This is a genomic window from Nonomuraea fastidiosa (genome assembly GCF_042751225.1).
Classification (GTDB): domain Bacteria; phylum Actinomycetota; class Actinomycetes; order Streptosporangiales; family Streptosporangiaceae; genus Nonomuraea; species Nonomuraea fastidiosa.
In genome coordinates this window covers 1431860-1446289 of record NZ_CP170570.1, presented here as the reverse complement: position 1 = coordinate 1446289, position 14430 = coordinate 1431860, and the positions used below count along the sequence as shown (strand labels likewise).

The 14430-nt window shown below is 72.3% G+C and carries 15 protein-coding genes; 7 read left to right on the top strand and 8 right to left on the bottom strand.

Annotation, left to right across the window (positions count from 1 at the left end; all coding sequences use genetic code 11):
- Positions 1-2 precede the first annotated feature (2 nt).
- Positions 3-689: a TetR/AcrR family transcriptional regulator gene (locus ACFMQL_RS06465; protein ID WP_364058519.1), complete on the bottom strand. Its 687-nt coding sequence runs from the start codon at positions 687-689 to the stop codon at positions 3-5.
- Positions 690-735: 46 nt separating this feature from the next.
- Here ACFMQL_RS06465 and ACFMQL_RS06460 point away from each other — a divergent pair, with 46 nt between their 5' ends.
- From ACFMQL_RS06460 to ACFMQL_RS06445, 4 genes are all read left to right on the top strand, one after another.
- The gene (locus ACFMQL_RS06460; protein ID WP_364058516.1) at positions 736-1668 is read left to right on the top strand and encodes a carbohydrate kinase family protein; all 933 of its coding nucleotides are present in this window, start codon (positions 736-738) and stop codon (positions 1666-1668) included.
- Positions 1669-1697: 29 nt separating this feature from the next.
- Complete coding sequence (locus ACFMQL_RS06455) at positions 1698-2912, top strand: aminotransferase class III-fold pyridoxal phosphate-dependent enzyme (RefSeq protein WP_378784915.1); 1215 nt, start codon at positions 1698-1700, stop codon at positions 2910-2912.
- A gap of 50 nt (positions 2913-2962) precedes the next feature.
- On the top strand, positions 2963-3247 hold the full coding sequence (locus ACFMQL_RS06450; RefSeq protein WP_364058510.1) for a 4a-hydroxytetrahydrobiopterin dehydratase: 285 nt from the start codon (positions 2963-2965) through the stop codon (positions 3245-3247).
- A gap of 73 nt (positions 3248-3320) precedes the next feature.
- On the top strand, positions 3321-3884 hold the full coding sequence (locus tag ACFMQL_RS06445) for a hypothetical protein (RefSeq protein ID WP_364058507.1): 564 nt from the start codon (positions 3321-3323) through the stop codon (positions 3882-3884).
- A 165-nt stretch (positions 3885-4049) separates the two neighbouring features.
- On the opposite strand, the gene ACFMQL_RS06440 is transcribed toward ACFMQL_RS06445, so the two are convergent.
- Positions 4050-5393, bottom strand: coding sequence for a serine hydrolase (locus tag ACFMQL_RS06440; RefSeq protein WP_378784913.1), 1344 nt, complete (start codon positions 5391-5393; stop codon positions 4050-4052).
- 164 nt (positions 5394-5557) lie between these two features.
- Between ACFMQL_RS06440 and ACFMQL_RS06435 the strand changes: the two genes are divergently transcribed.
- Positions 5558-7309, top strand: a complete 1752-nt coding sequence (locus ACFMQL_RS06435; protein WP_364058501.1) for a sensor histidine kinase — start codon at positions 5558-5560, stop codon at positions 7307-7309.
- Positions 7302-7982 (top strand): response regulator transcription factor, encoded by a 681-nt coding sequence (locus ACFMQL_RS06430; protein ID WP_364058498.1) that lies wholly within the window; start codon positions 7302-7304, stop codon positions 7980-7982. The genes ACFMQL_RS06435 and ACFMQL_RS06430 overlap by 8 nt, the downstream gene beginning before the upstream one ends.
- Before the next feature lie 10 nt (positions 7983-7992).
- Here ACFMQL_RS06430 and ACFMQL_RS06425 read toward each other — a convergent pair whose 3' ends face one another.
- The 6 genes from ACFMQL_RS06425 to ACFMQL_RS06400 form a co-directional block, all read right to left on the bottom strand.
- Positions 7993-9153, bottom strand: a complete 1161-nt coding sequence (locus tag ACFMQL_RS06425) for a DUF418 domain-containing protein (protein WP_364058495.1) — start codon at positions 9151-9153, stop codon at positions 7993-7995.
- Positions 9154-9188: 35 nt separating this feature from the next.
- Positions 9189-9839, bottom strand: coding sequence for a GPP34 family phosphoprotein (locus ACFMQL_RS06420; RefSeq protein WP_364058492.1), 651 nt, complete (start codon positions 9837-9839; stop codon positions 9189-9191).
- The gene (locus tag ACFMQL_RS06415) at positions 9817-10065 is read right to left on the bottom strand and encodes a hypothetical protein (RefSeq protein WP_364058489.1); all 249 of its coding nucleotides are present in this window, start codon (positions 10063-10065) and stop codon (positions 9817-9819) included. The genes ACFMQL_RS06420 and ACFMQL_RS06415 overlap by 23 nt, the downstream gene beginning before the upstream one ends.
- A 3-nt stretch (positions 10066-10068) precedes the next feature.
- Positions 10069-11019, bottom strand: a complete 951-nt coding sequence (locus tag ACFMQL_RS06410; protein ID WP_364058486.1) for an SPFH domain-containing protein — start codon at positions 11017-11019, stop codon at positions 10069-10071.
- A 298-nt stretch (positions 11020-11317) separates the two neighbouring features.
- Positions 11318-11869, bottom strand: a complete 552-nt coding sequence (locus ACFMQL_RS06405) for a hypothetical protein (protein ID WP_378784911.1) — start codon at positions 11867-11869, stop codon at positions 11318-11320.
- An 89-nt stretch (positions 11870-11958) separates the two neighbouring features.
- Positions 11959-12804: a fused MFS/spermidine synthase gene (locus ACFMQL_RS06400; RefSeq protein ID WP_364058481.1), complete on the bottom strand. Its 846-nt coding sequence runs from the start codon at positions 12802-12804 to the stop codon at positions 11959-11961.
- A gap of 26 nt (positions 12805-12830) precedes the next feature.
- Here ACFMQL_RS06400 and ACFMQL_RS06395 point away from each other — a divergent pair, with 26 nt between their 5' ends.
- Positions 12831-14363, top strand: a complete 1533-nt coding sequence (locus ACFMQL_RS06395; RefSeq protein WP_378784909.1) for a penicillin-binding transpeptidase domain-containing protein — start codon at positions 12831-12833, stop codon at positions 14361-14363.
- Positions 14364-14430 lie beyond the last annotated feature (67 nt).

Below are 14430 nucleotides of genomic sequence, written 5' to 3'. Positions count from 1 at the left end.
CATCACAGGCGCTCGACGGCGGCGAGCATGATCCGCCTGGCCCGCTCCCGGCTCAGCCGGTCCGGGTAGAGCAGCAGGTGCAGGCTCAGCCCGTCGACCAGCGCCAGCAGCTCCTCAGCGAGATCGTCGAGATCCTCAAGATCGCCGTCGCCGCGCGGCTCGCCGACCGTGCCGGGGCCCTCTCGCGTCTCGCCGGCCTCGCGGGCGTCTCCGGGCGTCTCGCCGGTCGGGCGGCCGCGCCCGCGCAGCTCGCCGGCCTCGCGGGCGCGGCCGAGCAGTTCGCGTACGGCGGCCCGCAGCTCGCCCGCCTCCGCCCGCTGCACCTCGGCCAGCCGCTCGGCGGCCAGGCTGCGGCTCCAGAAGCTGACCTCCAGGCGGGTCTCCTGGGCGCGGTCGGCGTCCAGCGGCAGGTTGTCCAGCAGCAGCTCGCGCAGCGCGGCCAGCGCCGTCGGCGCGCTCTCGACCTTGGCCGTGAGCCGGGCGCGGATCCGTTCGTGCGACTGCCGCAGCGCGGAGAGCAGGATCTCGTCCTTATCGGCGAAGTAGTGCGCGAGCACCCCGTTCGAGTAGCCCGCCTCCTTGGCGATGGCGCGGGTGGTCGCGGCGTCGATGCCGTCCCTGACGATCACCCGGCGCGCCGCCGACATGACCTCACGCCTGCGCTCGTCGTGATCGACGATCTTCGGCATCGGCCCCTCCGTTGACTTTTTATTCGGACGTCTGTCTATTTAGACTATGACCGTCGTCACAGTCGGCGTCCATATCGTCGACATTCTCGCCAGGCCCGTCGATCACATCCCCGAGGGCCAGGACACCGTGCTGGTCGACCAGATCCGCATCACCGCCGCGGGCGCGGCGGCGGGCACCGCGGTCGATCTGGTCAAGCTGGGCAACGACGTGGTCACCATGGGCGCGGTCGGCGACGACGAATTAGCCGACTTCCTGCTCATGGTGCTGGCCAAGCGCGGGGTGGACACCTCCGCCCTGGTACGCAGGGCAGGAGAGCGCACCGCGGCCTCGATCCTGCCGATCAGGCCGGACGGCGGCCGTCCCAGCTTCCACGTGCCCGGCGCCAACCTCACCGTCACCTACGCCGACCTCGACGTGGCCGTGCTGCGCCGCGCCAGGGCCGTCCACCTGGGCGGCATGGACGTCACGTTCGGGCTCGGCGACCCCGCCTTCTTCGCCCTCCTCGACGAGCTGCGCGCGGCCGGCACCATCGTCACGATGGACCTGCTGTCCGAGATGGCCGACCTGCTGAAGACGGCCAGGGCGTTCCTGCCGCATGTGGACTACGTGCTGCCCAACGAGTCGCAGGCGCTGCTCATGACCGGCGAGGCCGACGCCGCCTCCGCCGCGCGGGCGCTGCTCGCGGACGGCCCCCGCGGCGTGCTCGTCACGCAGGGGGAGGCGGGCAGTCTCGTCGTCACCGCCGACGGCGAGGAGCGAGTGCCCGCGCTCAAGACGGAGGTGGCCGACACCACCGGATGCGGTGACGCGTACTGCGCCGGGTTCCTGACCGGCCTGCTCCATGACCGCGACGTGCCGACCGCCGCCCGCTGGGGCGCCGCGGCGGCCGCCCGCGTCGCCACCGGCCTCGGCTCCGACGCCGGGCTGACCGACCTCGACTCGACACTCGCCCTGCTGCAAGACCCGGCCCGCTCATAGATCTCCCATCCCCCTCAAGGACCTCTCCCATGACCGACGCAGAGCTTCGTCAGCGCGCACTCAAGGTCGTCCCGGGCGGCATGTACGGCCACCTCAACGCGGCCCTGTTCGCACCCGGCTTCCCGCAGTTCTTCGAGCGCGGCCAGGGCTGCCGCCAGTGGGACGTGGACGGCCGCGAGTACATCGACTTCATGTGCAGCTGGGGGCCGGTCGTGCTGGGCCACCACCACCCGCGCGTCGAGGAGGCCGCCGCCCGGCAGGCCAGGCTCGGCGACTGCCTCAACGGCCCCGGCGCGATCATGGTGGAGCTGGCCGAGCTGCTGGTGGACACCGTCCCCAGCGCCGACTGGGCGATGTTCTCCAAGAACGGCACCGACGCCACCACCCAGGCCCTCATGGTCGCCAGGGCCGCGACCGGCAGGACGAAGGTGCTGATGGCGCACGGCGCGTACCACGGCGCCGACCCCTGGTGCACGCCGTCGCCCGCCGGCACCACCCCCAACGAGCGGGCCGACCTCGTCGAGTTCACCTACAACTCGCTGGAGTCGCTGGAGGCCGCGGCGGCCACCGTGGAGGGCGACGTGGCCGCGATCATCGTCACGCCGTTCAAGCACGACTCGTTCGAGGACCAGGAGCTGGTCGAGCCCGAGTTCGCGCGCGGCGCGCGGGCCCTGGCCGACCGGCTCGGCGCGGCGCTGGTGATCGACGACGTGCGCGCCGGGTTCCGCATCGACCTGCGCGGTTCGTGGGAGCCGTACGGCGTGCGTCCCGACCTGACCGCCTGGTCGAAGGCGATGGCCAACGGCTACCCGATCGCCGCCGTCACCGGCACCGACGCGCTGCGCGGCGCCGCGCAGCAGCTCTACTCGACCGGCTCGTTCTGGTTCTCGGCGGTGGCGATGGCCGCGGCCAAGGCCACGATCGAGACCCTGCGCGACACCGACGGCATCGCCGCCATGGAGCGGGCCGGCACCCAGCTCAGGGAGGGCCTGTACGCCCAGGCCAAGTCCTACGGGTTCACCATCAACCAGACCGGCCCGGTCACGATCCCGTGGCTGAGCTTCGACGGCGACGCCGACCTGTCGGTGGCCATGTACTGGACCGACGCCTGCCTGCGGCACGGCGTCTACCTCCACCCCTGGCACAACTGGTTCATGTCGGCCGCCCACACCGAGGAGGACGTGGCGAAGGCGCTCGAAGGCACCGACCAGGCGTTCGCGGAGACCAAGGCCCACTTCGGCTGAGACCGGCGGCGCTTCCCGGCCGGCCCGGCGCGTCGCCGTACGGTGGTGCCATGGACATCGACGGCAAGCTCGCCTCCGTGCCGGCCTGGCGGCGCGAGGGCGAGGTGATCAAGCGCTCTGTCACCGCGCCCGACTTCCCGGCCGCGATCCGCATCGTGGACGAGATCGCGGTCAAGGCCGAGGAGCTCGACCACCACCCCGACATCGACATCCGCTGGCGCACGCTGCACTTCGCGCTCACCACCCACTCTGCGGGCCGCCTGACCGGCAAGGACGTCACGCTCGCTGCTGTGATTGACGAGATCGTGGCAAAACATGGCGCGGTGGACCAATAACCCAGCGTGACGGGTCCGTCACTCGTTAGAGTGGGTGCCCTCTCGGAGCCCGTATGCCGGAAGGGCTCGGATCATGGGGGGTCTCATGCGCGTGCCCGCGTTCCTGCTCATCCTGGCGGCCTCGGCGACGGCCTGCGCGGGGCCGTCCGCGCCGGTCCAGAACGCCAAGACCGCGCCCGACGACACGATCAACCTGAGCGCGGCGGGCGAGTTCACCACCGACGACACCGCGGCCATCGCCTACGACCGCAAGCTCGCACCCGAGGGGGCGCAGGCCAGCGTCACCGTCGAGTCGTCCGGCGGCGAGACCCGCACCTCGCTCACGGTCGAGGGCCTGCTGCCCGACCGCGCGTACGGCGCCCACCTGCACACCAAGCCGTGCGGCACGAAGCCCGACGACTCCGGCCCGCACTACCAGCACCAGCCCGGGAAGATCGACCCGGTGAGCGAGGTCTGGCTCGACTTCACCACCGACAGCGAGGGCAAGGGCACCTCCAGCTCGCGCAACGCGTGGAACCTCGATGCCGCCAAGCTGCCCGGCTCGCTGGTCATCCACTCCAAGGCCACCGTGAAGTCGGGCCCCAAGGTCGGCACCGCCGGTGACCGCGTGGCCTGCCTCACGCTCGAACAGGACTGACGCCGCAGCAGGTGGGGCGCGCCTGCTCCGGCGCGCCCGCGTTCCCGGTCACGAGCCGTCCGCGCTCGCGGTCACGAGCCGTCCGCGTTCGCGGTCACGAGCCGTCCGCGCTCGCGGTCACGAGCCGCCCGCGCAGGTGAAGGCGGTGCGGGCCGGCGCGACCTGTCACGAGCCGTCCGCGAGGGTGAAGGCGCTGCGGGCCAGCGCGACCTGCTCCAGCGTTGCCACGTTGCCGAGCGGGGTCTTGTGGTCCACGGCCATCGCGGTCACCACGTACGTCCTGCCACCTGCCGTACGCGCGAGATAGCCCACGTCCAACAGGCCGGGCTCCGAGCCGCCCTTGAACCACACCGTCGGCCATTTCGCCCTGTCCAGCCCGATACCGCCGTCATTGATCGACAGAACCTGCCCGATGTGCCCGTCGTCCAGCTTGAGCAGTTCGGTGTAGGCGCGGCAGATGTCGCGCGGCGTGGCGAACCACTCCAGCGTGTCCAGCTCGCGGGGCTCGGTGTAGAGCTTGAAGTCCGCCGGCGTCTGCCCGGCCACCACCTTCTTCAGGTAGGCGCGCTGGGCGCGGTCGCTCAGCGAGAGGTACTTCTTCGCCAGGCGCGGATACTTCACGCCCTTGAGCACGAACAGGTCCCGCGTCGTCAGCAGCGGCACGTTGCGCTTGTCGTGCACGCCCCAGGCGCGCATCGTCCGCTCGACCGCTTCGCGGCCCGCTTTGTGGATCAGCAGGTCGGTGGCCGTGTTGTCGCTGATCGAGATCATCAGCTTGGCGGCTTCGAGCACGGTGACCTTGCTGCCGTCCGGGCGGTCGTACAGCTCGCCGCCGGGCAGGCTCTTCAGCTCGTCCTCGATCGTCAGCTCGGTGTCCCAGCCGTACGCGCCGCTCTTGATCTGCCGGTGGATCGTGCCGAGCACGTACAGCTTGATCATGGAACCGAGCGGGCGGCGCTTGCCCGCGGCGATCGCGCGCACGGGGCGGCACTCGCCTCCGGCGGTCAGCTCGGCGGCCAGGAAGCTCGTCTGCGGCGCGATCGCGCGCAGCCGTTCGTCCACCTCGCGCCAGCTCCGCGCCTCAGGCGCGCGGAACAGCAGCCCGTCGATCAAGCCGGCGCCGTCCACGGCGACGATCAGCTCGATCGGGGTACGGCCGAGCAGCACGCGGGCCACGAGCTGCCGCTCCTGGGAGACCGTCACCCGTTCGAGCGTGATGCCCTTGTACTCGGCGAAGGCCTGGTTGATGGACGCGGGCGGGAAGTCTCCGAGGAACCCGGCGGCGAAGTGCGCGCGCAGCTCCCGCTCGGGCAGCGGCGCGCGGGACACCGCCTGCAGGACCCAGCCGAGCTGCCGCCCCGCCGGCGTGTCCGGGATCTCCGGAGCGGCCACGGCGGTGACGCCGGATCGGATGGTCTCGGCGTGCACGGGCACTCCGGCCGCAACCCCGGCCGTCACCGCGATCGTCGCGGCGGCCAGGAACCGGGCGGGCTTCGATGGGGTGATCATGGTCGAGGCTCCTCACAGGATCGACTGCGTGGCCTCCAGTCGATCGCGCGCACGCTGCCTGGGGCCACCGTGTGAGCCGCCGTTCTCGCAGGTGCGGACGGCCGTACGAAATATGCGGATAACCTCATAGACGCCCGACCGCACGCTCGTCACGATGGGGGCCTATGAGTTCCAGGCCGCTGGCCGGGCCGGTGGCGTTGACCGCGGCCGCGAGCGCCACCGCGGGCGCTCTCCTGGAGAGCGGGCTGCCCGCCCCGGCGACGCAGTGGGCGTTCGTCGTGCTCTCCCTGCCCACGCCCGCGCTGGGCTGGCTGCTGACCGTACGCAGGCCCGAGCTGCGCTACGGCCCGCTGCTGCTGGCCGCCGCGCTGACGTTCGGTCTCGGCACGCTCGGCGTCGGGCTGTCCGCGCGCGGCGCCCCCGAGCCGATCGTCGTCCCGCTGTCGGTCCTCTTCGCTCCCTTCTACGGCCTGACCTGGATCTTCGTGCCGCTGCTGTTCCCCGACGGGCGGCTGCCGTCGCCCCGCTGGCGGCCGGTGGCGTGGATCGCCGCCGTCGCGCTCGCCCTGCACACCATCGGCTCCCTGCTGATGTGGGTGACCCCCTACCGGCCGTTCACCGGCCCGATGGGGGTGCGCGGGCTCATCGGCGCGCTCGCCTCGGGGATCGGGCAGCTCGTCGTGATGGTCACGGCGGTGGTCGTGTTCTGCGGGCTCGTAGTGCGCTGGCGGCGCAGCGGACGGGACGAGCGCGGCCAGTACGCGTGCATGGTCGCCGGTACCGCCGCCACCTTGACCGGCGCGGCGGTGATGACGGTGATCCTGGGCGGCTCCTACGCCGGTCGCGAGCCGGACTGGGGCATCCTCATGTTCGGGATGCTGCTGGTGCTCGGGGCGCTGCCCGCCGCGATCACCGTGGCGATCGTCCGGCACCGGCTGCTCGACGTCCGTATCGGCATCAGGGGCTCGCGCCTGCACCTCGTGTTCGACCTGCGGCCGACCGTGGACGAGGTGCTGTCCGACCTCGGCACCGCGCTCGCCGGCACCTCCGAGCCCGCCGAGCAGCTCGACCGGCTCGCCGCCGCCATCCGCGCCGGGCTCGACCTGCGCTGGGCCGCCGTCACGCTCTCCGACGGCACCCGCGTGGTCGCCGGCGACGAGGACCGACCGCCCGCGCTGGAGCTGCCCGTGCCCGGCGACCTCGGCCGCATCAGCGCCGGCCCCAGGGACGGCGGCCCGCTCACCCGCACCGACCGCCGCCTGCTCGAAGCGCTGGCCGTGCCCGCCGGCCTCGCCATCCAGAACGCCCGCCTGGTCGCCCGCCTGGTCAACGCCCAGGAGGCCGAGCGCCGCCGCATCGAGCGCAACATCCACGACGGCGTGCAGCAGCAGCTCGTCGCCCTCATCGCCGGGCTCGAACTCGCCAGGGCCACGGGCGCGGGTCCCGACATGCTGGCCCACCTGCGCGAGCAGGCCCGCCAGACCCTCGACGACCTGCGCGAGCTGGCCGCCGGCATCCACCCGTCCACGCTCAGCCAGGGCGGCCTGGTGGAGGCCGTGGAGGAGCGCTGCTCGCGTCTGCCCGTCAAGACGACGGTGAGCGCGCCCGCGCCGCTGCGCACCCGGCGCTTCGCCGACGAGATCGAGGGCGCCATGTACTTCACGGTCAGCGAGGCCGTGACGAACGCGCTCAAACACGCCGCGCCCGGCCACATCGACGTGCGGCTGTCGCAGGACGGCGGCCGTCTGCGCGCCACCGTGACCGACGACGGCACGGGCTTCGACCCGCGTACGGCGGCCCGCAGAGGGCTCGCCACGCTCGCCGACCGCCTCGGCGCGCTCGGCGGCGGCCTGACCGTGGACAGCGAACCGGGAAAGGGGACTCGGATGGACGCATGGGTGCCGGTCGATGACTGAGCATGGGCGGATCCGTACGGTGGTGGCCGACGACCACTACCTCGTACGCGAGGGCACCAGGCGGCTGCTCGAACTGTCGGGTGAGGTGAGCGTCGTCGGCGCGGTCGGCAACGCCGACGAGCTGCTCGACGCCGTACGCAGGCTCGCCCCCGACGTCGTCGTCACCGACATCAGGATGCCGGGAGGGGAGTGGCGGCAGGGCTTCGAGGGCATCGACGCCGCCCACCGCATCCGCGCCGCGCACCCCCACGTGGGCGTGGTGGTGCTGTCGCAGTTCTCGGACGCGCTGTTCGCCTTCGAGCTGTTCAAGCACGGCACCGAGGGGTACGCGTACCTGCTCAAGGATCGCGTCGGCGACCTGGACGAGCTGCTCGGCGCGATCAGGGCGGTGGCCGCCGGCGGCTCGGTCATCGACCCCAAGGTGGTGGAGGGCCTGCTGGCCAGGCGCGACGTGCGCGGCCAGCAGGAGGCGCTGACCGCGCGGGAACGCGACGTGCTGCGCGAGATGGCGCACGGCCGGACGAACGCCGCCATCGCCCGCGCCCTGCACCTGTCGATCTCGTCGGTGGAGAAGAACGTCAACTCGATCTTCACCAAGCTCGGCCTGGAGAACAGCGGCGACGTCCACAGGAGGGTGGCCGCGGTCCTGGCCTACCTCGGACCGCAGCCGTGACGGGCGCCGCTCAGCGGTAGGCCAGGCGGCGCAGCAGGTTCTCGAACGGGCCACGGTACCGGGCCCGCCGCATGAGGTCGGCGAGCACCAGCGACAGCACCCAGGTGAGCGCCGCGATCACCGTGGCGCCCGCCAGGCCGAAGTCGTCCTGCAGGCCCAGCCCGAACGGGGCGAAGATCAGGATGAACGCGACCGACTGGAAGAGGTAGAAGGTCATCGACCGCTGGCCGAGCGCCTCGACCATCGTGGTGAGCCGGCCGCGCCGCTGGGCCGCCGCCGTGGTGGCCACCAGGGCGACGATCGCCGCCATGCCGATGCCGCCGGCGTAGCCGGTGAGCGGCTGGAGCAGCACCGCGATCCACAGAACCCCCGCGGGCGCGCCGGTCCACACGCCGGCGTGCATGAGCGCGGCGGGCAGCGAGCCGACGATCGACACGATCGTGGTGAGCACGGCCACGCGCACCAGGAACGGGCGGTGCGCCTCCGGCTGGTCGAGGAAGCGGCGGCGGGCCGCCCACATGCCGAACAGCACGCCGGGGATCACGATCAGCAGCTCGACGACCAGGGCGAACGGCCAGGAGCCGGCCCGTTCGGCGAGCCCGGTCAGGTAGGAGGCGCCCTGCCCGGTGACCACGCTGCCCGCCTCGTACGTGCGCCGCCCCTGCGACATCGGCAGCCACAGGCCGATCGTGGACATCACCGTGGCGGGCACCATCGCCAGGCCCGCCGCCCACAGCACGGCCTTGTCGGAGCGGCGCAGCAAGGGGACGAAGATGAGGGCGGTCACGCCGTAACCGGCCAGGATGTCGATGGGGACGAGCAGCACCGTGTGCGCCAGCCCGAACACCACCAGCCACCAGCCGCGGCGGCGCAGCAGCTTGCGGACGCTCACCCAGTCGGAGCCCCGCGCGAGCCGCCGATCGAGGAGCTGGACCAGCGAGTAGCCGAACAGGAACGCGAACAGCGGCCTGGCGTGGTTGTTGACGAAGAGGAACAGGAAGACGTCGGTGAGCGCACCTGCCCAGGCCGGGCTCTTGGCGACGTCGGCGACGAACAGCGGCGCGTGCGCGAAGGCGATGGCCAGCAGCATCGCGCCCCTGGCCAGGTCGGGGGCCAGAGCCCGCGGGGCGGTGCCCGCAGGCGTGGCCGCTGCCTGCTGAGACGTGGTCATGGGTCCCCCTGGGTTGGTCGTCGTGTCGGTGGTCGCTAGCCCTCGCCCGACGGGCCCGATTTCTTGACCGCGTCGATGGCCTTGCGCAGGGCGGTGACGATCGGTTCGACGGGCTGCCCGAGCTGATCGAGGCGGTCGCGTGCGGCCCGATCCCTGCGACCGGCGACCGCCTTCAATCTGGCCGCCACCGCCAGCGCGGCCAGCACCCGGATGTCCGGCTCCACGCGCCCGACCGGCCGGCCGCCCTGCACGGCCCTGCCGGCCCGCTCGGCGAGCCGCCGGGAGAGATACGGCTTGCGCGGCACGATCCGCTCCACCGGGAACAGCAGCACCCGGCGCCGCTCGACGCGGATCAGGCGCTCGGCGGCCAGCTCGTCGCGGACCACCTCGACGGCCTTGGCGTGATCCTTGCGGATCCAGCGCCGCCAGGAGCGCGGCGGCGACGCCGAGATCTGTTCCCAGACGATCGCCGGCAGCGAGCCGGAGCCGGCGCCCTCGGGCGGGTGCACGGCCTTGGCCTTGCCGTCCTCGTCGGTCAGGCAGCCCTGGAGCAGCAGCTCCGCCAGCGCCGCCGCCCGCAGCAGGTGACCCAGCTCCATGCGCTGCACCAGGCGGTCCTTGCGCAGGTCGAAGGCCAGCAGGAAGGCCGAGCGGGTGAGCGGTTCACGGTGCCGCACCGTCTGCATCGGGTGGTTCCTCCTCGTCGCGGCTGTCGCCTTCCGGTGTCTTGCGCGGCCGGCCGCGCGGGCGCATCCGCCCCACCCCCTCCGGCAGGCGCCCGGCCTCGGCCAGCGCCCTGCGCAACAGGAACTCGATCTGGGAGTTCGTGCTGCGCAGCTCGTCGGCGGCCCACTTGGCGAGCGCGTCGTGCACCACCGGGTCGAGCCGGAGCAGGATCTTCTTGCGTTCCACGGGTTACTGGTAGAGCGTGCCGGTGTTGACGACGGGCTGGGTGTCGCGGTCGCCGACCAGCACCACGAGCAGGTTGCTCACCATCGCCGCCTTGCGCTCCTCGTCGAGCTCCACCACCTCGTGCTCGGCCAGCTTGGCCAGCGCCATCTCGACCATGCCGACCGCGCCGTCCACGATGCGCTGCCGGGCCGCCACGATCGCGCCCGCCTGCTGGCGGCGGAGCATCGCGCTGGCGATCTCGGGCGCGTAGGCCAGGTGGATGATGCGCGACTCGATGATCTTCACGCCGGCCGGGGCCACCCGCACCGCGATCTCCGCCGAGAGCCGCTCGTTGATCTCGTCGGCGTTGTCGCGCAGCGACAGTCGCGGCTCGCCGTGCGAGTCGTACGGGTAGGTGCTCGCGATGTGGCGCACCGCCGTCTCGGCCTGGATGGCCACGAACTCCACGAAGTCGTCCACCTCGAACACCGCCTGCGCGGTGTCCTCCACCTGCCACACCACCACGGTCGCGATCTGGATCGGGTTGCCGTCGGCGTCGTTGACCTTCGTCACGTCCGTCTCGTGGTTGCGGATCCTCGTGGACACCCGGCGGCGGGCGGTGATCGGGTTGACCCACTGGAAGCCGGGGGTGCGCAGCGTGCCGACGTACCGGCCGAGGAGCTGCACCACCCGGGCCTCGCCCGGCGCCACGGGGGTGAGCCCGAAGTACATCACGAACCCGATCAGCGCCGCCAGGCCGCCGCCGATCAGCAGCAACAGCCCGCCCTGCCCGGCCCCGGAGGCGAGCAGGCCGATCCCCACCACGAGCAGCGCCAGCCCGGCCAGGAGCAGCAGCGTCGCCACCGCCAGCATCACGAACCCGTTGGCCGCCTTGACCGGGCGCTCCTTCGTGCGCGGGGCCGGCATCTCCACGACGGTGCCCTCAAGCGCGGCCCCGCCCGACGTCTCCGCCATCCTCTCCTCCTTCCAAGTGACTTCATCTTGCTAGCAATGTGATATCACTTTTTTGGCGAACGGGAAACCCTCTGGTTCGGCAGGGAATCGCGGCGGCCGGGTGGTGAGGCCGCTCAGGGGCAGGTCGGCCAGGGGCGAAGCGGCCGGATGCGAGCCCATCCGAGGCCGGGTTGCCCAGGGTCGGGTCGGCCGGGGTCGGGTTGCCCGGCATCGGGTCGTCCGGGGCCGGGTTGCCCGGCATCGGCGGGATCGGGTTGCCCGGCATCGGGTCGGCAGAGGCCGGGGCGTCAGGGAGGGATCAGGTCGTCGAGGCGGCGGTGTCCTGGAGCCAGCCGGTCGCCGCCACCACCTCGGTGGCGACCTCGGTCACGGTGCGGCCGTCCGTCGGCACGCGCACCACCCAGTCGCCCGACTCCCGCTCAAGCACCCGGGCGCCGCGGGTGCTGCGCCGCAGCTCCTCCTCGAAACCGGAGCCGCGCTCGCGCCCCGCCAGCCGCCGCCGTACGGTGTCGTCGCCCGCCGTCAGCAGCACCCCGATGACACGCATCGGCCCGCCGCCCATCGCCCGCGTCACGAGGTCGCGCTCCAGCACGCTCACGGTGTTGGTGTACATGAGCCGCCGGTAGCCGAGCCCGCGGTAGTTGGCCCGCAGCGCGGCCAGGTTGGCCTCGGTCATCGCGGTCCCGTGCGGGTCGTCCGCGGGCATGGGATGGGCCTCGCAGAGGTTGTCGCCCTCGATGAGGCAGTGGGCCACGCCCGCCGCGCGCAGCAGCCGGGACACCTCGTAGCCGGCGGTGCTCTTGCCGGAACCGGCCCGGCCGCCGATGAGCAGCACTTCCTGAGTCGTCATGGCGGCCAGTCCGGGTCCGGCCGCCGTACGTGCGATAGCGGTTTTCCCGGGGCGGCCGGTCCAGGCCCGCCCGCGGTGCGCCGGTGGCGTCAGCCGAAGACGGCGGGCGGGGGCACCGGGGCGAGCACGGGGTCGCCGTCCTTGATGACGGCGGCGCCGGCGATGAAGTTCGTCAGCGCCTCGCCGTACACGCAGCGCGCCTGCGTCAGGCCGCCCGCCGCGCGCCGGGTGAGCAGGTCGGTCGGCAGCTCGGTACGCGAGGCGGCCACGATGAGGTTCCCGAACCGCCGCCCGCGCATCACGCCGGGCTCGGCCAGCAGCGCCACATGCGGGAACGTGCCGGACACGGTGGCGAGCAGCCGCTTGGCGAAGGCGAGCCCCTTGCCGTCGGCCATGTTGATCAGCAGCGTGCCGCCGGGCCGCATGATGCGCGCGATGTCGCCCATGTACTCCACGGTGGCCAGCTCGACGGGCATCGTCGCCCCGCTGAACGCGTCGAGCACCACCAGGTCGGCCGTGGTGTCCCACACCTTGCCCGTGCCCTCACGCCCGCCCGCCACGATCACCTTCAGCTTCGGCACGGATCGCAGGTTGAGCTGCTCGCGTACGAGGTTGACCAGCAGGCCGTCGGGCTCGATCACGATGTGGCGAGAGCCCGGCCGGGTGGCGGAGACGTAGCGGGGGATCGTGCAGGCGCCGCCGCCGACGTGGACGCAGCTCAGCGGCCCGTCCGCCAGAAGGTCGATCACATCCGCCATCAGCCGTACATACTCGAATTCGAGGAATGTCGGGTCTTGTAGATCCACATACGACTGCGGTACGCCATCCTTGGACAGCACCCAGCCGTCCTGCCGGTCCAGATCTCGGAGAAGCTCGATCTCCCCGAACGTCACCGGGTACCGGCCGGGCGTCGGTTCCCGCTGTCCACGTGCCACGTCTCATCGCCTCCTGGGAGCACCGTATGCGACGACGAAGGCTGATTGTGCTCGTTATCGCCGTTGTCGCGGTAGTTGGGGCCGGCGCCTTCGCCGTCATCGCGTCGAACCGGATCAAGGGAAGCGCTGATGAGACGGCCGCCGCGTACTTCGCGGCCTGGCGCGAAGGCGACCTCGCGGCCATGGCGCGGCTGGTCTACAAGCCTCCCGAGGACTTCGCCGTACGGCATCGGCAGCTCAGCGAGGAGTTACATGTCGAGTCGCTCCAGCTCACCCCGGGCCCGCTGCGCGGCACAGGGGAGGAGAGCGCCGAGGTGCCGTTCACGGGGGTGCGGCAGCTTGCGGAGCTGGGCGCGTGGCCGTTCGACGGGGTCTTACACCTGGCCGTACGCGACCGCGCGTGGAAGGTCTTATGGACCCCCGAGACCCTGCACCCCATGCTCAAGGACGGCGTCACGCTGGAGCTGACCGAGATCGACCCCACCCCGGCCGAGCTGGTCACCAGCGAGGGCGACAAGATCCCCGTCGACAGCTACGCCGAGGCGTACCTCGAACCGCTCAGACCCGAGTTCGAGCAGGTCAACCACGGGTGGGCGCTGGTCGCCAAGACTCCAGGACGCCCCGACGTGCGGCTGCTGACCCGCGCGCCCAAGGCCGAGGTCGAACGCACCACGCTCTCCCGTCCCGTGCAGGCGGCGGCCGCGCGGGCGCTGGACGGCGTGGACGACTCCACCATGATCGTGATCCGGCCCAGCACCGGTGAGATCCTGGCGCTGGCCGACCGGCTGGAGGACAACTACAGCGCCGTGCGCGACGTCTTCCCGCCCGGCTCGGTGTTCAAGACCATCACCGCGGCGGCCCTGCTCAAGAGCGGGCTCGACCCGGCCGCCCAGGTGCCCTGCCCCGGCACGTACCAGATCCCCTTCCACAGCTCCTTCCGCAACGACGGCGCGGTGGACCGCGGCGTCGTCACCTTCACCGACGCGTTCGCGTACTCCTGCAACACCACGTTCGTCGAGCAGACCACGACCCGGCTGAAGAGCGCCGACCTGCGCGCGACGGCCGAGGAGTGGGGCTTCGGCCGCTCCATCGCCACCGGCATCGGCGGAAGCTGCGGCGCGGTGCCCGAGACCGGCGACCTCGACATGCTGGCCGCCGACGCCATCGGCCAGGGCGAGGTCGTCACCACCCCGCTCTGCATGGCCGCGCTCGCCGCCGCCGTCGAGAGCGGCACCTGGCGCTCGCCGCGCCTGCTGTCGAAGGAGCAGGTACGCCGCATCGACGGCATCCCGCACGGCGACGTCGTGATGGACCCCCGCGTGGTGGCGGCGCTGCGCGACATGATGGCCGCCGTCGTGGACCACGGGACGGCCAGCGGCATGGGACTCCCCGCGGACGTCTCGGGCAAGACCGGCACCGCCGAGGTGCCCGACGGGCCCTCGCACGCCTGGTTCATCGGGTTCCGCGATGACCTGGCCTTCTGCGTCTTCGTACGGCACGGCGGCTCGGGCAGGAACGCCGCCGTCCCCATCGCGGCCCGCTTCTTCAAGGGCCTCTAGCGTTCGCCGGGGCAGGAGCGTTCACCGGCCCGTGGCGCGAGATCGACATCACGCCCGATTCGCCGGG